At 41.4% G+C, this 20,139-nt stretch carries 15 protein-coding genes; 8 read left to right on the top strand and 7 right to left on the bottom strand.

Annotated elements, in window-relative coordinates:
- Positions 1-26: 26 nt before the first annotated feature.
- Positions 27-1,727, bottom strand: a complete 1,701-nt coding sequence (locus QLG00_RS03030; RefSeq protein ID WP_212515701.1) for an Hsp70 family protein — start codon at positions 1,725-1,727, stop codon at positions 27-29.
- Between the two features lie 174 nt (positions 1,728-1,901).
- Between QLG00_RS03030 and mprF the strand changes: the two genes are divergently transcribed.
- Together mprF and QLG00_RS03020 are read left to right on the top strand one after the other, a co-directional pair.
- Complete coding sequence (mprF, locus tag QLG00_RS03025; protein WP_282470479.1) at positions 1,902-4,472, top strand: bifunctional lysylphosphatidylglycerol flippase/synthetase MprF; 2,571 nt, start codon at positions 1,902-1,904, stop codon at positions 4,470-4,472.
- 30 nt (positions 4,473-4,502) lie between these two features.
- Positions 4,503-5,084, top strand: coding sequence for a flavin reductase family protein (locus QLG00_RS03020; RefSeq protein ID WP_282470478.1), 582 nt, complete (start codon positions 4,503-4,505; stop codon positions 5,082-5,084).
- A 47-nt stretch (positions 5,085-5,131) separates the two neighbouring features.
- Here QLG00_RS03020 and QLG00_RS03015 read toward each other — a convergent pair whose 3' ends face one another.
- Together QLG00_RS03015 and QLG00_RS03010 are read right to left on the bottom strand one after the other, a co-directional pair.
- On the bottom strand, positions 5,132-6,778 hold the full coding sequence (locus QLG00_RS03015) for an AMP-binding protein (protein ID WP_282470477.1): 1,647 nt from the start codon (positions 6,776-6,778) through the stop codon (positions 5,132-5,134).
- Between the two features lie 147 nt (positions 6,779-6,925).
- Entirely contained in the window at positions 6,926-7,696 is a 771-nt protein-coding gene (locus tag QLG00_RS03010) for a 3-hydroxyacyl-CoA dehydrogenase (RefSeq protein ID WP_282470476.1), read from the bottom strand.
- A 166-nt stretch (positions 7,697-7,862) separates the two neighbouring features.
- On the opposite strand from QLG00_RS03010, the gene QLG00_RS03005 reads away from it, so the two are divergent.
- Positions 7,863-8,876: an AraC family transcriptional regulator gene (locus QLG00_RS03005; RefSeq protein WP_171402657.1), complete on the top strand. Its 1,014-nt coding sequence runs from the start codon at positions 7,863-7,865 to the stop codon at positions 8,874-8,876.
- Here QLG00_RS03005 and prmC read toward each other — a convergent pair.
- On the bottom strand, positions 8,861-9,679 hold the full coding sequence (prmC, locus tag QLG00_RS03000; protein ID WP_208476591.1) for a peptide chain release factor N(5)-glutamine methyltransferase: 819 nt from the start codon (positions 9,677-9,679) through the stop codon (positions 8,861-8,863). The genes QLG00_RS03005 and prmC overlap by 16 nt on opposite strands.
- On the bottom strand, positions 9,679-10,767 hold the full coding sequence (prfA, locus tag QLG00_RS02995) for a peptide chain release factor 1 (protein WP_282470475.1): 1,089 nt from the start codon (positions 10,765-10,767) through the stop codon (positions 9,679-9,681). Before prfA ends, prmC begins: the two co-directional genes overlap by 1 nt.
- Before the next feature lie 515 nt (positions 10,768-11,282).
- On the opposite strand from prfA, the gene QLG00_RS02990 reads away from it, so the two are divergent.
- On the top strand, positions 11,283-11,729 hold the full coding sequence (locus tag QLG00_RS02990; protein ID WP_004938874.1) for a glycine zipper domain-containing protein: 447 nt from the start codon (positions 11,283-11,285) through the stop codon (positions 11,727-11,729).
- Between the two features lie 150 nt (positions 11,730-11,879).
- Positions 11,880-12,881, top strand: coding sequence for an LLM class flavin-dependent oxidoreductase (locus tag QLG00_RS02985; protein WP_025094470.1), 1,002 nt, complete (start codon positions 11,880-11,882; stop codon positions 12,879-12,881).
- A gap of 47 nt (positions 12,882-12,928) precedes the next feature.
- Here QLG00_RS02985 and QLG00_RS02980 read toward each other — a convergent pair whose 3' ends face one another.
- Positions 12,929-14,371 carry a bifunctional diguanylate cyclase/phosphodiesterase gene (locus tag QLG00_RS02980; RefSeq protein ID WP_282470474.1) on the bottom strand — a complete coding sequence of 481 codons (1,443 nt, stop codon included), beginning with the start codon at positions 14,369-14,371 and terminating at the stop codon, positions 12,929-12,931.
- 214 nt (positions 14,372-14,585) lie between these two features.
- Positions 14,586-15,422 carry a pyruvate, water dikinase regulatory protein gene (locus QLG00_RS02975; protein ID WP_004938884.1) on the bottom strand — a complete coding sequence of 279 codons (837 nt, stop codon included), beginning with the start codon at positions 15,420-15,422 and terminating at the stop codon, positions 14,586-14,588.
- Between the two features lie 104 nt (positions 15,423-15,526).
- On the opposite strand from QLG00_RS02975, the gene ppsA reads away from it, so the two are divergent.
- From ppsA to cyoA, 3 genes are all read left to right on the top strand, one after another.
- The gene (gene ppsA, locus QLG00_RS02970) at positions 15,527-17,956 is read left to right on the top strand and encodes a phosphoenolpyruvate synthase (protein WP_171249908.1); all 2,430 of its coding nucleotides are present in this window, start codon (positions 15,527-15,529) and stop codon (positions 17,954-17,956) included.
- 64 nt (positions 17,957-18,020) lie between these two features.
- Positions 18,021-18,788: an RDD family protein gene (locus tag QLG00_RS02965; protein WP_004938891.1), complete on the top strand. Its 768-nt coding sequence runs from the start codon at positions 18,021-18,023 to the stop codon at positions 18,786-18,788.
- A gap of 296 nt (positions 18,789-19,084) precedes the next feature.
- Positions 19,085-20,137, top strand: a complete 1,053-nt coding sequence (gene cyoA, locus QLG00_RS02960) for a ubiquinol oxidase subunit II (RefSeq protein WP_004938892.1) — start codon at positions 19,085-19,087, stop codon at positions 20,135-20,137.
- Positions 20,138-20,139 lie beyond the last annotated feature (2 nt).

The following is a 20,139-nucleotide window of genomic DNA, read 5'->3' as shown; positions in this document are numbered from 1 at the left end:
GGTCATTGTTAGTCATTCAAAACTATTTAATATTCTTCGAACAAACTCAAATCTTCAACCTCATTCAAGAAAGCCTCAAAATATTGTCTGGCTTCACGAATTTGTCGTTCATCCTGTTGATTGAGAATTTGATTAAAGCGTTCTGTACGATCGCCAATTTGATAACGAAGATCACCCGTTCGTTCACTATACAGACGCTCGGCTCGTAATAGTAAACTCTTATTAATCAGGTTATCTCGTGGATGAATTTTAAGTGATTGGAGTTGTAACCGAGCTTTTTCAATCTCATCAGCAGACATGACACTTTGATGATTCACCACAACCTTTTGTAATCGCTCACCTGTTGCTGGAACATCCACATCCACATCCAGAATTCCGTTAGGATTATATGAAAATCTAACATCGATGGATAAGTAATCGTCATTTGGGGGTAATGGTACAGTTAAAGAGCCTAGAGAGACATTTTCTCGACATAATCGGTGTTCACCCTGATAAATCTGCACCACAATCTCTCGCTGGCCTTTCTTCATTGCAGTATAGGTATTTACCTTACTGGCTGGAATGACAATATTACGCTCCAGAATAGGTGAAAACTGATCTTCATCACCTACAGCAATTCCTAAACTAAATGGGCAAACATCAGTTAGAACCACTTCTTTTAAAGATTGATCTTTTGCTTTTAAACCAGCCTGAATACATGCGCCTCGAACAATTGCCTCATCTGGCTGAATACTGGTTGAAGGAAAACGTCCAAATAATTTGGTAACCAATTTGCGTACAGCAGGTATGCGCGTTGCTCCACCTACCATAATAATCTGGTCTACTTGCTTAGGTAAAATTCGGGCATCCCGCAGGGCTCGTTCAAGCGGACGGCGTAATCTTAATAGCAACGGCTCTGCCCAGTTGGTCAAATCATCTTGAGAAATTTCGAGTGTTGCTTCATTATCATTCCATTTAAAATTAAGCTGGGTAGATGTCTGCTTACTCAGTACATGTAGACAATATTGAGCTTTGGCTTTTAATGCAATTTCAACATCATAAGGAATCGTAGTTTCATTATATCCAAATAGAGAAGCATTCTTTTTCCAGTATTGCTTCATGATTAACTGTACAAAGTCGTCTCCACCTAAGTAATTATCTCCTGCACTGGCTCGCACTTCAATAACACCATCAAATAACTCGACAATTGAAACATCAAACGTACCGCCGCCTAAATCAAAAATAAGAAAGCAACTATCCTCATTCTGACCAAGTCCATAAGCTAAAGCCGCAGCAGTTGGTTCATTTATAAGGCGACTTACTTTCAAGCCAGCCAGTTCGGCGGCAGAAATTGTGGCTTGACGTTGTATATCATTAAAATAAGCGGGCACAGTAATCACTGCTTCATCAACTTCAGATTGCAAAGCATGCTCAGCGTCCTGTTTAAGAGAACGTAAAATCAGTGATGAAAGCTCAATCGCTGAAAAACTACGATCTCCTAATTTTAATGGTTTAGATGTACCCATCAAACGTTTGAAACTCGTCAAAACATCCCGACCAGAAGCGCGTAGCTCTAAAGCAGCCTGCCCAATCAAAATTTGCTGATCTTCATCCATCGCAATTGCTGAAGGTGTCAATTTGCTTCCATAAGCATTTTCAATGAGTCTGGGTTGACCATTTTCAAATACACCTACAAGCGAGTTACTTGTTCCAAGATCAATGCCAATTAAAGGTTTTATTTCTTTCATTTTTTATCAAATATTAAAAGTTTCGTTGAGAAAAGAGTAGTTTTAGCTACTCACATTCTAGCCAAGAAAAATATGTTTGACGACTCAAAATCATCAATATTCAGGTAGGTATTTGATTAAAAATGCATATACTTAAATCAACAACAATAGTTTAGATTTTGGCACTTTTTTCTTATGCTCAAACAGCCCTTCCTCAAAAAGATAATTCAATATGCGCCAGTCATTTTATTTTGCATAGCATTATTTATCATACATAAAGAACTTGAAACCCATGAGTTTTCAGGCTTACTTAAACACTGGAACAATATTCCTTGGTCAATCGCGCTAATGGCATGTGGTTTGACATTAGCCAGCTATCTACTCCTTACACTTTATGATGTTTTGGCTTTAAGGTCATTAGGATATCGCAACATCAAATATAGATATATTCTATTCACTTCGTTTGTCAGCTTTGCTATCAGTAACAACACTGGGCATGCATGGGCCTCTGGTGGTTCAATCCGCTATCGTTTTTATCAAAAAATGGGCGTTCAGGGCTGGGATATTGCAAAAATCTCGGCTTTTTTAAGTCTGACTTTTTTTATTGGTCTGATGACACTTGGACTAATTTCAATTGTGCTTGCCCCAGCAAATGTACTCGATCACTTAAATCAGCTACATCTCTTTTATATTTTAATCTTGTTGAGTGCAGGATTTTTGATCATATATTGGGGCATCGTTGTTCTTGTCAAAAAGCCAATAAGAATTAAAAACCTCAGTATCGATCTTCCTTCCCCCAAAACTGCTTTTTTACAAACTTTACTGGCCTGTTCAGATCTTATCTTGGCCTCTACTGTGCTCTGGATATTGCTAAAAGATATTCCAGGCATCAACTTTGAAAGCTTTATCGTTATTTTTATCTTGGCTCAGCTTTTAGGTTTAGTTTCTCAAGTACCCGGTGGTATTGGCGTTTTTGAAGGTTCTTTTTTGTGGCTTTCCAGCAATGTATTGGCAACAAGCCAACCCGCGATTGCAATTGCATTGGTTTTGTATCGGGTGATTTATTACTTTTTACCTTTATTCATTGCTGGAACCCTACTGGTTTTAAAAGATTTTTATCAGCATCGAAGTAAACTTATTCAGGCAGAAAAACTCGCAACACGAATAATTCCTTCTGTAGTGCCGCAAATTTTTGCATTATTTTTATTTTTAAGCGGTGCTTATCTATTGGTTTCAGGGGCTTTACCCACTTTACCCAATAATCTGCACTGGCTGAGTAATTTCATCCCACTGCCAGTACTGGAACTGTCGCACTTAATGGGCTCACTCGTTGGGGTATTATTGCTATTTCTAGCACGGGGTATTTATCTCAAACTGGATGCAGCATGGTACGGCGCTTTAATTCTTTTGGCATTGGCAATTTTAAGCTCAGTTTTGACAGCAAGTGGCTGGGTTAAAGTTGTTGCATTACTCATTATTTTTGTTTGTATTTTAATTTCTCATCGTTATTTTTATCGAAAATCATCACTGTTTGAGCTATCACCAGAGCCTTTTTGGCTCATCAGTATCGTTCTTGTAGTCGCAGGCAGTACATGGTTAGGCTTTTTTGCCTATCATCATGTTATCTACTCTGATGATCTATGGTGGCAGTTTTCCTATAAAAATGATGTTTCAAGATTTTTACGTTCATCTATCGTAATTGCAGTACTTCTAGTTGCAATATTTATCTGGCAATTATTTGGAATTTCCCGACCTGAACATATTGAACAACTTGATGAATCCGAACTTAACGATATAGAAAATATTCTCCATCAGACTCATGATACCCAAGGCTTTTTAGCATTACTGGGAGATAAAAAAATCTTCTGGTCAGAAGATCGATCCGCATTTATTGCCTACGCTACGACCAAAAAATACTGGATTGCAATGGGAGATCCAGTAGGCACTTCGTCGGCATTTGGCGAACTCCTTTGGAAATTCAAAGAACAGGCCGATCGGTTTGGTGCCAAAATTGTTTTTTATCAAATTAGTGAAGAATATTTACCGATTTATCTTGATCTTGGACTAAGTTTACTCAAATTAGGCCAAGAAGCTCGCGTTGAATTATCACAATTTGGACTGGAAGGAAAAAAACGAGATAACTTGCGCCGAGGTCGAAATAAATTAATTAAACAAAACTATTACTTTGAAGTACTTGAACGAGATGCCGTGGTAGCCAATATTAATCGACTGAAAGAAATTTCTGACGCTTGGCTGACACAAAAACAGGTTCGTGAAAAACGATTTTCGTTAGGTTTTTTTAGTGAAGCCTATATCTGCCGAACGCGGGTGGCAGTTGCACGATCACCTGAAGGTCAAATTATGGCTTTTGCCAATCTGTGGGAAACTTTTTCACATGAAGAGCTTTCTATAGATTTAATGCGTTATGACCCATTGGCTCCAAATGGTGTGATGGATTTTATATTTGCGGAGCTAATGCTATGGGGAAAAACGCAGCAATATGTCTGGTTCAACTTAGGTGTAGCTCCATTGTCTGGTTTAGAGCGGCATCCTCTTGCGCCACTTTGGCACAAAATTGGCACCACGATTTTTGATCTTGGTGAAGAATTTTACAATTTTGAAGGTCTTTATGAATATAAAGCTAAATTCAATCCGGTGTGGCAATCACGTTATTTAGCAACACCCGCTGGCTTGTCTGCTCCCTTTACCCTGTTAACCATCACGCGTTTAATTGCAGGCGGATGGAAAGGAATTATCAAAAAATAGCCACATCTCCATTAAAAGGTAAAATTTTTTATGCATCATAATACACACATTCAATCGGTTGAATTACCTAAATCATATCGCTTGCTTAATCATGGTCCAACCGTATTGGTGTCTGCAAAGTCGGGAGATACAGAAAATGTCATGGCTGCCTCATGGGCCTGTGCACTTGAATTTTCACCCGCAAAAGTGACCGTAGTCTTAGATAAAAGTACACGAACGCGTCAACTGGTTGAGGAAAGCGGTTATTTTGCGTTACAGATTCCTTGTCTTGCTCAAATTGATATGACCAAAGAACTGGGCACATTGAGCTTATTTAATGAACCCAATAAACTTGAGCAATGTGGAACCAAACTTTTTTATCAGGATGGGCTAGATGTACCACTTGTTGAAGGTTGTATCGCCTGGTTAGTGTGTAAACTTATTCCAGAACCCCACAACCAGCAAGAACATGATCTATTCATTGGCTCAGTTTTAGGTGCATGGGCAGATGATCGTGTATTTCGCGATGGACATTGGTATTTTGATGATGCCGATCCACAACTGAAAAGTTTGCATTACATCGCTGGTGGAACGTTTTACACCATTGGCGATGAAGTAAAAACCGATAAATAAATACTTCAAAGCAGGTTGAGCCACGGCGCAACCTGCTTTTTTTAAACCTAACTGATTAAAGCATGCATCTGCATTTTGTCGATTTCTTGCTGTTTGAGCACGCCACGTTGAATTTTTCCGCTAACGGTTTTGGGCAAAGCTGCCATGAATTCAATCTCTTTAGGATAGGCATGCTTTGATAATCGACCACGAACATACATCTGAAGCTTTTCTTTCAAAGCATCTGAAGCAAGGTGCTGTGGTTTAAGCACCACAAACGCTTTCACAATTTCAGTGCGTGCAGCATCAGGCTTACCAATCACTGCAGACTCAAGCACTTCTTCACATTCGAGTAAGGTACTTTCTACATCAAATGGGCCAACACGATAACCAGACGTTGTAATGACATCGTCTGCACGCCCGACAAAATCGATTCCTCCCAACTCATTGAGTTGAACAGTATCTCCAGTTAAATAATAATTACCTTTAAATGATTTTCGATTTGTACCTGCATAACCTTTAAACCACATGAGTGGCGATTGTGTCCAATCAATCGCCAACATACCAACACCGCCCTTTTCAAGTTCTTGCAATTGTTCATTTAAAACAGCAAAACGATGTCCAGGTATCGCAAAACCAGCCGATCCGATCTTGTCTTCATGATGAAGTGCATGATGATTACCAATCACCATACCCAATTCAGTTTGCCCATACTGGTCATAGATATCGACCTGAAGATATTCTTTAAACCAGTGGATCACTTCAGGCGTCAGCGGCTCTCCTGCACTACTTACCACTCTTAAATGTTGTGCAATTTGTGCATCAAATTTTTCTTTAAAGCCAAAGAACATCCGAAATGCTGTAGGAGAGCCTGTTAAATTGTTAATCTGATATTTCTGAAGTAATGTTACTGCACGATCGACACTAAACGGCTGTTCATCCAAGAGGATGCGATGTCCCATACTTAACGGGCCCGTAATTCCATAATACAATCCGTAAGCCCAGCCTGGATCTGCTAAATTCCAAAATGCATCTTCCGCTCTCAAATCTACAGCATGTTGCAAATAACCTTTAAATGCCAAAATGGCTTTAAGTGGCACAGGAACCGATTTGGCTAGCCCTGTGGTTCCCGAAGTGAACATGAGTAAAAAGTCATCTTCAAATGTTCGATATTCAACCGGACAGACCGACTCAAAGCGATTCAGCGTTGTCCAGAAATCTGGCAGATTTTGATTTGGCTCATTACTTGCATCTACCACTAATATCGAGTCCAAATTAAGCTGATTCAGTTTATGCAGATGTTCGGCATGTGTAACGATTAGCTGAGTATTTGCAGTTTCGATTCGATGCTGTATGGCTTTAGATTCAAACGCAGTAAATAAGGGCTGATAAATGGCACCAATTCGCCATGTGGCCAAAATTGTGATTAAAAGCTCGGGTGTTCGAGGCAATAACCCTGCAATACTGTCACCAACACGAATATTTTGACTTTTAAAAAAATTGGCCAATTGTGCTGAACGTAGATCGAGCTGCTCAAAGGTATAGTGTTCAACTTGGCCATGTTTTCCTTCCCAAATCAGCGCTGTTTTGTGTTGTCCAATATATCGGCCACAACATTCATCAAAGGCATTGATGTGTTGTGCCGAGCCATGAAGCTGTTGCTCTATCAGTTGATCTAGATCAAATTCTGCATATGCCTGTGCTAATGTTTTCATTTTTATCGTCTCGCTCTTCCATTTTGCTGACAGTTATCAATCTGTTTTCCATACGGCTTTTTTGTTTTTGTTGTCGTGGTTAAGAAGTGTATGACTCCCTCTTCCTCTTCACTCATCCACTAAATCGTTTCATACCTAGTTTAGGCTCTACTTCGGAGCCATTCGAATCGCGCCATCGAGTCGAATCACTTCACCATTGATATAGCTATTTTCTATAATATGACCAGCCAGTGCTGCAAATTCCTCTGGCCGCCCGAGTCTTGAGGGATACGGTACCATCTGGCCCAGTGCATCCTGTACCTGCTGAGGCATTGCTTTTAGCATGGGTGTTTCCATAATGCCAGGAGCAATCGTAACTACACGTATTGCATGTCGTGCAAGTTCACGTGCAATCGGCAAGGTCATGGAAACAATTGCACCTTTTGATGCCGCATAAGCAGCTTGTCCAATTTGACCATCAAATGCAGCAACAGACGCTGTATTAATAATCAAGCCACGATCTTCATCATGTAGCGGATCGGTCTGTTTTAGCATGGCATCTGCCGCAAAGCGCAACATATTGAATGAACCCGTGACATTAATATTCATCACTTTTTGAAATAATGCGAGATCATGCAGGCCGTCTTTTCCCACCACTTTGGCTGAAGGGCCAATCCCTGCGCAATTGATCAGACCATGTAGCGCGGCATGCTGGTGAAGATACTCCTCAAAAAAACGTTGTACTTCATTTTCACTCGTTACATCGAGCTGAAAAAACTGAGCACCTTTACCCAGACGGGCTGCTGTGGCCTCTCCGGCCTCGAGATTCATATCAATCAAACTCACATGGGCTTGCTGAGCAATTAAATACTCTGCCGTTGCAGCCCCTAAACCAGAAGCCGCACCCGTCACAATAAAATGCTTATCCTTAACTTTCATTGCTATTTTTACCTACTGAATGCTTATTGCGAATTCACACTTACAGGTTAAAATCGAACGAACCGAAGTACAATTTCAAAACACCTCAATTGTACTGAGGTATTTGGCCAGTGAATTAGAACGTTCAATGTGGCTTTTTCAGATATGGGATATTCAAAACGTGACGATGCAACACACCAAAGGTACTATTTCAATCGCACTCGTCAATGAAGCCCTGAGTGTCGCCCTCGTACGTGGCATTTTTATCGATCAAATTGCTCTACGTGCAGGTATTTCACCTGAATTGCTGGCATATCCTAAGGCGCGTATTTCAGTATCGGCTTATGCGCAGCTCTGGATTGAAATTGCCAAATGTCTGAATGATGAATTTTTTGGCATGGACTCACATCCAATGCGTTATGGAAGTTATAAACTTCTTTGCTACCTCATCATCTCGACAGACACAACAGAAATGGCGCTTCGTACTATTTTGGATTATTTCAATTTACTTCTCGATGATACTCGCGCACGACTCGAGATAGACCAGCACAAGGCTTATATTTATCTCGATGACCAGACACACATCAAACGGATGTTTACCTATGCCACCTATATCATGTTGGTTCATGGCTTGCTGTGTTGGATTTCAGATCAGCGTATTCCGATTCATCAGATCCGTGTGAAATGCGCTCAACCTGAATATCCGCAAGATTATTATGTGCGATTCTGTGAAAATATCGTATTTGATGATACGGTCAACTGCATTGAAATTGATCTGAGTTATTTAACGCTAAAAGTAAAAAAAGATAAAAAAGCTGCACATGCCTTTTTAGAACAGGTACCGCATAATTTGCTGGTCAAATATAAAAATGAAAATGCGCTGAGTGTTATTATTCGCAGGCAATTGATACATCTACACCCGTCGAGCTGGCCTGAACTCAAAATACTGGCACAGCAGCTATGCTTATCAGAAGCCACCATTCAACGGCGATTAAAAAATGAAAATACCAGCTATCAGCAGCTGAAAAATGATATCCGCTGCGATATTGCGATTGATCGATTGACCCATACACAACAAAGCATTCAAGAAATTAGTGATGCACTCAACTTCCATGAAGCCAGTGCATTTCATCGTGCATTCAAAAAATGGACTGGTGTGAGCCCAGGAGCCTATCGGCAGCAGACTCAACCCTTCATCTGACCCAAACTGATACGGTCATTTCCACCATAATCTTTTACTGTTTGCACCTGCGCAAACCCTGCTGCATTAAAAATCTGCCGCACCGCATTACCTTGATCATAGCCATGTTCGAGCACCAACCATCCATCAACATTGAGCCACTGAGGTGCCTGCTTGATAATATGCTCAAGATCAGACAAACCCTGATGATCTGCAACCAAGGCACGACGTGGTTCTGTAGCCAAGTGCTCCATGTGCACATCATCGGCATCAATATAGGGCGGATTAGATACAATTAAATCAAATCGCTGTGCGGGAATTGCCTCATACCATGCACCGCACACAAACTCCACCCTATCTAGCTGATGCTTCTGGGCATTTTTTGCGGCAATATCTAGTGTAGGTTGATAAATATCTGTCGCCAATACGCGCCAGTCTGGACGCTCTTTTGCCAGAGACAGCGCAATCGCGCCAGTTCCTGTTCCTAAATCAACCACGTTACTGTGCTTGGGCAAGGTCAATTCGAGTACCGTTTCAATCAGGATTTCGGTGTCTGGTCGTGGTACTAGCGTATCTTTAGTCACGATCAGATCCAGACTCCAAAATGGCTGCGAACCCGTGATGTAGGCCAATGGCTCACCTTGTGCCAAGCGGACTAAGCCTTCAAGGTAAGCTTGCTCTTGCTCTGAACTCAATACTTGTAACGAACGCATTCTAAGCTCTAGCGCACTAAGATGAACAATATGTTCAAGCAGCCAGATTGCCTCTTGCCGTTCATAGCTGTCAGGCTCACCACGCAAATTTAGTGCTTGCGCAATATTCATCAACCACCATTCTCTTGTGCCAACATGGCCAATTGATCAGCTTGATATTCACGATGCAAACTATCGAGTAATTCAGTCAAATCACCTTCCATAATGGCATCCAATTTATAAAGCGTTAAATTGATACGATGATCCGTCATTCGACCTTGCGGATAGTTATAGGTACGAATACGTTCTGAACGGTCGCCCGATCCCACCAAATCACGTCGCATTTCCGAGGTCGCACTTTCTTGCGCAGCACGTTTTGCATTTTCTAAACGAGATGCCAATAGTGCTAATGCCTTGGCCTTGTTTTTATGCTGTGAACGTTCTTCTTGACACTCAACCACAACACCCGTTGGAATATGCGTAATACGCACTGCCGAATCGGTTTTGTTGACGTGCTGACCACCGGCACCCGACGCACGATAGGTATCGATACGTAAATCGGCTGCATTAATTTCGACGGTAGTGTCTACATCGACTTCAGGCAAAATCGCAACTGTACAGGCAGAGGTATGCACACGGCCTTGAGATTCAGTTGCCGGAACACGTTGTACGCGATGCGCACCACTTTCAAATTTTAAACGGCCATATACGCTATCGCCATCGACACGGCAAATCACTTCCTTATAGCCGCCATGTTCGCCTTCATTTTCAGACAACACTTCAATACGCCAGCCTTGGGTCTCGGCATATTTGCTGTACATACGGAACAAGTCGCCAGAGAAAATCGCAGCTTCATCACCACCCGTGCCTGCACGAATTTCGAGATAAGCCGCATTGGCATCGTTTGGATTTTTAGGGATCATCAAAATATTTAACTGACCCTCGAGCGTTTCAATCAAAGCACGGTTTTCTTTGATCTCCTCTTGTGCCATATCCTTAAAATCAGGATCTTCCAGCATTTCTTCTGCTGTTTTAATGTCTTCTTCAGCCTGACGATACTGTCCCCACACCTGCACAATCTCATTTAAGTCACTGTGCTCACGCGATAATTTTCGAAAGCGTTTATTGTCTGAAATAACTTCGGCGTCGGCCAACAATGCATTCAGCTCTTCATGACGATCACACAATTGATCTAAACGTAAACGTAGCGATTCTTTCATAAGAAGAACAATCTCAATAAATCTGGTTGGTTAGCTTTAATCTGACTAAGACTTGACAAACCATCTAAGAATAAAAAATTGCGCATAGTTTACAGACTCTCCTATGTAAAAGACATAGCGATTGCGCAGTAAGGAAAAAACCAAGTTATTTTTTAATGATTCACAAGACTGATAAAGGAATATCAAACGGTTTGAATAACCTAAAAACGAAAAGCAATCCCTCAAAACTTTAATTACTTATTAATGAAAAATTAATCAAACTATGAATAAAATGATTAAATTTATATAAATCAATTTCTTGAAACAAAAAATGCTTCTTTATTGCGTATATTTCCATCAAATAAACTAAATAAGTTCTTCATATTTAGGGGTAATGACACAAAACATCACAATCTGCACACCAAATCGCAATAGTCTGGATGATCGTCTTCACACTTTTTGACTCATCTCTTGTTACATTTACTTCAACGAAATATAGAAGGTCCTGTATCCACACACGGGGCATGGAGTTAAAAATGAAAATTAAAACTTGGTTAATGAGTGCCGTGATCGCGAGTTCATCAATGATGGCCATTTCAGCACATGCAGACAATACCACACGTGTCGCTGCAACATCTGCTTTGGGTAGTGTCGTGGGTACTGCATTGGGTAAACAAATGGGCGGTCAGTCTGGTGCCATGATTGGTTCTGCATTGGGTGGCGCTGGTGGTGCTGCCGTCGCAAGTAACCGTCGTGACCGTACCTCTTCTGCTATTGGTGGTGGTTTAGGTGGTGTTGGTGGTTATACCGTAGGTCGTAATGTTGGTGGCACAAATGGCGGTTACATTGGTGCAGCTTTAGGTGCAGCAGGTGGTTCAGCTTTAGGTAACAAGATTTCTAAAGATCGTGCCGAAGAGCGTTATTACGACAATGGTAATCATCGCGGCTGGAAAAAACATCACCGTCACCACCGTCGCTACTAATTTATCTTTACTGATACCGAAGGCAGCATTTCACATGCTGCCTTTTTTTGTTTGTAAAAATTTACAAAGTCAATTTTATTTATCGTTTTTTATCGATATAAAATATCGTATAATATCGAAAAACATCGATATATGAGAGTAGATATGTCTATCACGTCGCTTAAAGATACACAGTTTTCCATTCTCGAATTAGCTTCTGTGCGTGACGACAAAAGCATTCAGTTTACTTTGCAACATGCCCTGCAACTTGCACAACATGCAGAACAGCTGGGTTATCGTCGTTTTTGGCTTGCCGAACATCACAATATGGATGGTATTGCTAGCTCTGCAACGGCCGTCATGATTGGCTATATCGCAGCAAACACACAATCTCTTCGACTCGGTTCGGGCGGTATTATGCTCCCCAATCATGCTCCTTTGGTTGTTGCAGAGCAGTTTGGAACCTTGGCAACGCTTTATCCAGACAGAATTGAACTCGGACTTGGCCGCGCTCCCGGTACCGACCAAATGACCATGCGTGCGCTGCGCCGCGGGCATAAAGAAACTGAAGAGCAATTTCCACAGGATGTTGCAGAGATTCTTCGCTACTTTGATACGCCAAAACCAGACCAATCCATTATTGCCACACCCGGGCACAGTACCCATGTTCCCGTTTGGCTGCTCGGATCGAGTTTATTTAGTGCTCAATTGGCTGCAAAATTAGGCTTACCGTATTCATTTGCATCCCACTTTGCACCGCGTATGCTCGGGCAGGCGATCCAACTGTATCGTGATAATTTTCAGCCTTCAAAATATTTAGACCAACCGTATGTATCGATGGGTGTGCCGACTGTTGTGGCAGAAACGGATGAAGAAGCAAACTATCTTGCAACCAGTGCTTATCAACGTATATTAGGACTGATGCGAGGTCAAAGTCTGCGCCTTAAACCACCTGTAGATTCAATGGATTTACTTTGGGGGCCAGCAGAAAAACTCTCCGTAGAAAACTTTTTTGGTATGGCTCAAATTGGTTCAGTCGAACGAGTTAAAGCTGGTCTTGAACAACTTGTCGATCAATACGCTGTGGATGAATTTATTTTTACCTGCGATATTTATGATACGCAAAAACGCTTGGATAATTTCAGTTATCTAATGGACATCAAAAACGCGTAGCCTAATATGCATGGCTGAACGCGCCAAACTAAGCAGCTTAAATTATATTATGATAAAAGTGCTTTGGCTTCAGCAGGAGCCAAAGCATGGCTAAACAAAAAGCCCTGCCCGATTTCACAGCCTTGTTGTTTGAGTAATTCTAGCTGGTGAACATTTTCAATGCCTTCGGCAACCACATCGATCCCCAAATTTGAGCTCATACTGATGATCGATTGAACAATCGCAAAAATGAGTTTTTCTTGCTCCATACGCTGCACGAAATCACAGTCTATTTTTAGGCAATCCACAGGTAAATTTGCCAGACGAGTCAGAGATGAATGCCCTGTACCAAAATCGTCTAGTGCGATTCGTATTCCCTCGTGTTTGAGCTTGTTCAATGCACGCGAAATATAGGCTTTGCCATGTTCATCTAAAAGATGCTCAGTAATTTCAATTTCTACCAAAGAATGCGGAATATTGAAACGATCTAACCGATCAAGCAAAAGTTCAGCATAATTATCTTTTAAAAATTCCACGGGTGCGGCATTAATCGAGACAGGCACCATATCTAAACCTTGATCAATCCATTCGGCCATATCCCGAAAAACACGTAGCTGCATGATTTCACTCAAGCGGCTAGCAAGGTTATAGTCTTCAAAAGCATTTTTAATGCGTCTGGGCAGTTGAAGCTGATCATGCTGATCATACCATCGCAGCAATGCTTCAAAACCGATGAGTTGACCATTTTTTAAATTAAACTTTGGCTGATAAAAAGGACAAATTAGATTGTGCCTTAAGATATAACGGGCACAATTGAATTGTTGTGCAATCACATTTTGCTCAATTTGCATTTCACTTTTAAAAATACAGTATCCACCACGCCCTGAAAGTTTTAAGCGACACAATGCGATATTGGCAGCTTGTACAACATTCATGGTATCTGTCACATCACGAGGATAAATGGCGCATCCTGCACTAATATTACTTTCTATAATCTGATCTAAATATTCAATTGGTCTCGAAATTTCTTGATGAATCAGTGCATAGGTTTCAATGAGGTAAGCATCAGAATGAATATGAGGAATAAGTAATGCAAACTCATCACTACCCAATCGTGTGAAGAAAACTTCTTGCGGTAAAACGCGTTGAACTCGCTCTGCAAGCGTTTTTAAGATTTGATCGCCAACCAAATGTCCATGATTACTATTAATTTGATTAAAATAATCGAAATCAAACAAAATTAATCCAAACGACTCATCAAGTTTGATCTGACACTCTCTCATCATCAGATTAAGTTTCTTATTAAATCCCGATTGATCTGGCAAACCGGTTAAGGCGTCTATTTCAGTGCTGTGTTCTGCGACGTCTTCAATATGAACATTGTGCTGGTGTGAGATATTTTCTGACAAGGGATGAATCGCAAGGTGATGAGCGGTCTTGTGCAAGCGAATACGATCAACTTTCGAATCAAGTTCATAACAGCCAAGATGACGTGGAGTCATAAGATTCATACGCATCTCTCCTACTTACGAATGAAAAAAGTCAATGTAACTGCCACCCTTGATAGATTATAAAACTAAAATGTGACGCAATTTACATTTGGTTTGTACACTTATTGTCATAATTTTTCAAGTTTTAATTTTAGTACTCAATGAGTAAAGTCAAACAAAACAACGATAAAGAGAAATACATTTTTTGTATTTCTCTTTTTTAAATCAAAATAAATTAGCCAATTCGGCGTTTTAAACCCGTCGTTTGAAGAATGCGAGTTGAAATTTCCTCAATCGACATTTCAGAAACATCTAAATACGGAATGCCTTCTGAAATGAAAATTCCCTCCACCGCACGCAGCTCCATCTGACACTGACTATAGCTGGCATAACGACTATTGGCTTTACGTTCTGTTCGGATGGCGACCAAACGTTCCGCATCAATCATTAAACCAAATAGCTTGTTTTTGTGCTCTTTCAATACTTTAGGTAAGCGGTTATCGTCGAGATCTTCTTCTGTCAATGGATAGTTGGCAACTCGAATACCAAATTGCAAAGATAAGTAGATCGATGTAGGCGTTTTACCTGATCGCGATACCCCGATTAAAATAATATCTGCTTTATCATAATGTCGTGTCAATGCGCCATCATCATTGTCTAGTGCAAAATGCACTGCATCGATACGTGCCTTATAATATTCCGAGTCAGTGACTGCATGCGTCTGACCCACTAAAGTGGTAGGTGACGTTCCAAGTTCTTGCTCAAGCTTACTGATCAGCCCTTCAAAAACATCTAGATTGACGGCTTTAGCCGTATTAATAATTTCACGTACATTGGGATCGACTAAAGTATCAAATACCAATGGTAGGGTTCCATCACGCGACTGGCATTGATTAATCGACTCTACAATGTTCATAGCCGCTTCTTCTGTTGCAATATACGGCATGATATGAATATCAAAGTCTACGTTAGGAAATTGTGCAAGCAATGAATGTCCGAGAGTTTCTGCTGTAATGGCAGTTCCGTCCGAAATAAAGAACACACTGCGCTTAATTTGTTTTCCTTCAGACATCAAAATTCTCCTCACAGATTTGTCTTAGTGCTATATAATCTTTATAGTAAACTGATCTTATATAACTGTCGCTTAGTAAAATCAAAACCTAAGGACATTTAATCATGTCTTCATGCCAAGATAGTACTAAATACTGGAAATGTGGAGTAGAAACATTGGAAGCGCGCGTAATCGGTCTAGAAAAATTAGGGAAGCACGACGTCGAACTTGTAGGTGGGAAAAACTCATCTCTGGGTGAAATGATCAGCCACTTATCCAATGCTGGCGTATCAGTACCAGGTGGCTTCGCGACTACGGCTGGCGCTTATCGTGAATTCCTCGATCAAAGTGGACTCAACGCTAAAATTCAAGCAGAACTTGCTCAGTTAAATGTAGAAGACGTGAATGCCCTAGCGCAGTCAGGTGCTAAAATTCGTCAGTGGATTATTGAAACTCCTCTGACGCCAGAATTTGAAAAAGAAGTCCGCGAAGCATTTAGTGCTTTGTCAAACGGCAACCCGGAAATCGCGGTTGCCGTTCGTTCTTCAGCTACAGCTGAAGACTTGCCTGACGCTTCTTTTGCAGGCCAACAAGAAACCTTCCTGAATATTCGTGGCATTGACAATGTTCTGATTGCCATCAAAGAAGTTTTTGCTTCATTGTACAATGACCGTGCAATTGCCTATCGTGTTCACCAAGGTTTTGATCACGATGTTGTGGCATTATCTGCTGGTATTCAGCGCATGGTTCGCTCAGAAACTGGCGCTGCAGGCGTAATGTTTACCCTAGACACAGAATCTGGATTCAGAGATGTCGTATTCATCACAGCCTCATATGGCTTAGGTGAAATGGTTGTACAAGGTGCTGTCAATCCAGACGAATTTTATCTTTCTAAACCATTAATACGTAACGGTAAACATGCTGTATTACGCCGTAATCTTGGTTCTAAACACCAAAAGATGATTTATGGTGACGAAGGCGCTGCAGGCAAGTCTGTAGTTGTGGTTGACGTCGAGAAACAAGAACGTCAGCAATTTGCACTGAATGATCACGAACTACAAGAATTAGCCAAACAAGCACTTATTATTGAATCTCACTATGGCGCACCAATGGATATTGAATGGGCCAAAGATGGAGATGACGGTCAGATTTATATCGTTCAAGCGCGTCCTGAAACGGTTAAAAGCCGTCAAAATGTAGGCACAATGGAGCGTTACTTACTCAAACAACGCGGAACAGTTGTATGCGAAGGTCGCTCGATTGGTCAGCGTATTGGCGCAGGTAAAGTTCGCATTGTGACGTCGATCAAAGAAATGGATAAAGTCCAAGACGGTGATGTTCTGGTTTCAGACATGACAGATCCAGACTGGGAACCAGTGATGAAACGCGCAGCGGCGATTATCACCAACCGTGGTGGTCGTACATGTCACGCAGCAATTATTGCACGCGAGTTGGGTGTACCTGCAATCGTGGGTTGTGGTAATGCGACCGAAGTCTTGAATGATGGTCAGGAAGTGACTGTTTCATGTGCTGAAGGCGACACAGGCTTTATCTATGAAGGCGCACTGGACTTTGAAGTACAGCGCAACTCGATTGAGTCAATGCCAAAACTACCGTTTAAAATCATGATGAACGTGGGTAACCCAGACCGCGCATTTGACTTTGCTCAAATTCCAAACGAAGGTATTGGTCTTGCACGTCTTGAATTCATCATCAACCGTATGATTGGTGTTCACCCGAAAGCGTTACTGAATATCGACAGCTTGCCACGTGAAACACGTGCTGCTGTGCTGGCGCGTACTGCGGGTTATACTTCACCAATCGATTTTTATGTCGAAAAACTGGTTGAAGGTATTTCTACTTTGGCAGCTGCATTTGCTGAAAAGCCAGTCATTGTGCGTATGTCAGATTTTAAATCGAACGAATATGCCAACCTCATTGGCGGAAAGCTTTACGAGCCAGAAGAAGAAAACCCAATGTTAGGCTTCCGTGGTGCAAGCCGTTATGTATCGGACAACTTCCGCGACTGCTTCGAGCTTGAATGCCGTGCATTGAAAAAAGCACGTGATGAAATGGGTCTTACCAACATCCAGATTATGATTCCGTTTGTTCGTACTGTTGCAGAAGCAAAACGAGTGATCGAACTCTTGGCACTCAATGGTCTTAAGCGTGGTGAAAATGGTCTTAAAGTGATCATGATGTGCGAATTGCCAACCAATGCCCTACTTGCCGAGCAATTCTTGGAGCACTTTGATGGTTTCTCGATTGGTTCAAACGATTTAACTCAATTAACGCTCGGACTCGATCGTGACTCTGGTATTGTTTCTCATCTGTTTGATGAGCGCGATCCAGCAGTTAAGGCATTGTTATCAATGGCTATTCATGCGTGTCGTAAGGCAGGCAAATATGTGGGTATTTGTGGACAAGGCCCATCTGACCATCCAGATCTAGCTAAATGGCTTATGGAGCAAGGTATTGAGTCTGTTTCATTAAATCCAGATTCTGTTCTTGATACATGGTTCTTCTTAGCAGAAGAAAAAATCAAGCAAGCCTAATTATTCGTAAAAAAGGCCCATTCGTGGGTCTTTTTTCATCATTGGATGTTGAGATTAAAGACTTATGCAAATTTATTTGGCGCGCAATAATCAACAAGCTGGCCCATACACCTTAGAACAACTGAATCAGATGTTGGCGAGTCAACAGGTGCTCTTAACCGATTTAGCTTGGCATGAAGGTATGACCGAATGGAAAGCCTTAGGTGAGTTAACGCAAGGTAAACTTTTTTATCAGCCACAAATGCCACAAACTCAAGCGTATGAATTACCGTCAGCAGAAATTCATCACAATGATGTGATCAAACACGTTCAAGTGAATAACAAAGCGATCATCACGCCAGCCAAAGTAGGAAAGCGTATTTCTGCGAAGTTGGTTGATCTCTTACTTTTTACATTGCCACAGATTTTAGTGACACTGGCTTTTTTACCTCGTGACCTGATCCAGCAAGCACAAAGTTTTGATGTGAACGAACAGATCAAGATCGCAGAAGCCATGTCCAACAATATGCCATCTTGGGTTCCGATGGTCTTACTCGCCTACACCCTCGGGCTGCTGTTTGTTCAAAACTTTTTGATCTCAAAAAGCGGTCAATCGATCGGCAAGAAACTTTTCAAATTACAGATTGTCGACGCCACAACCAACAAGTTAGTGGGCCAATTCCGTGGATTTTTTATTCGCTCTTTCTTGTTCATTATTCTTTCACAATTCGTGAGCCTATTTCCGTTAATCGCCATCGTGTTTATTGCCGATCTCGTTTTGTTTTTCTCAAAAGGAAACAACAGCTTACATGACCGTCTTGCAAAAACAAAAGTGATTGATATTTCTAAATAATTGTCGCTTAAAATTTACACTGCGCAGTTCATTTCTTGAGCTTGATGTGCCTGCTGTCAAACCGCTAGAATAAGCTAAACCGAGTGAAAAACTCAGGTTTATCAACAGGCATATAAAGCGACTTTTGTATAGCTTAGTTTGTCGTTATCAGGCATAATGCCCTACAACGTAGCAGTGTCTCATGATCGAGAAATATGTTCTATTTTACATAGAAATTATTCTTCTCAATCATGCGACACTTTTATCGCTATCCCGTTTTTTCAAACGGGAATGGGACTCTTCACCGAGGTTGTAAAATGAGACAAACGATTTTAGCTGTATTGTCTTTATCTACGATTGCCGCACTTTTAACAGGGTGTGGTGGTGATATGGTACTTCTAAACTCAAAAGGTCCAGTGGGTCAGGGTCAAGGCGACCTCATGATGACTGCGATCTACCTAATGTTATTGGTGGTTATCCCATCAATTATCATGGCACTGTGGTTTAGTTGGAAATATCGCGCGTCGAATAAAGATGCAGACTATAAACCTACATGGGCACATTCAACTGCAATCGAGATTGTGGTATGGGGTGTTCCAGTCATTATTATTGGTATTCTAGCTTGGTTAACTTGGTGGGGTTCCCACAAGTATGACCCATACCGCCCTCTGGATTCAGATAAAGCACCTTTGACTATTCAGGTTATTGCTGAACAGTTTAAGTGGATTTTTATCTATCCTGAACAAAATATTGCAACGGTTAATGAAGTACGTTTCCCAGAAAAAACTCCATTAAGCTTCAAAATCACCTCTAACTTTACGATGAACTCGTTCTTCATTCCACAGTTAGGCGGACAGATTTATGCAATGGCGGGCATGCAAACTCATTTGCATTTGCAAGCTGATGAAACTGGTGTATTCCGCGGTATATCATCAAACTACTCAGGTTACGGTTTCTCACAAATGCGTTTTAAAGCGCACAGTGTAACTGACGCTGAATTTGCTCAATGGGTTGAAGCAGTAAAAGCTGGTAAGGGTAATACAATTAATCCTGCCGCTGTTCAAAAAGGTCTTCTTGATCAACCAGAACTTGCTGCGCTTAAAGACGGTGACCGCTCTAAACACCAGATCGAAGCTTTAGTCAATCGTGCCAAAGCTGCTGGTGATGAAGAAGCTCTTGCGAAAGCTGAAGCGATGAAGCCGTTCCCGAACAAGCCACACCCTGTGACATATTACTCTTCGGTTGAACCTAAATTGTTTGAAACAGTTATCAATCGTTACATGAGTAACTATCATGGTGCTGATCACTCTGCTGGACATGCAACGGCAGACACTCATGCTGCAGCTCCACACGCTGCTCAAGGGGAATAAGA

The organism is Acinetobacter sp. V89_7, assembly GCF_029967895.1.
GTDB classification, from domain to species: Bacteria; Pseudomonadota; Gammaproteobacteria; order Pseudomonadales; family Moraxellaceae; genus Acinetobacter; species Acinetobacter soli.
The sequence above is the reverse complement of the archived record's forward strand: the minus strand, read 5'-3'. Positions and strand labels throughout refer to the sequence as shown.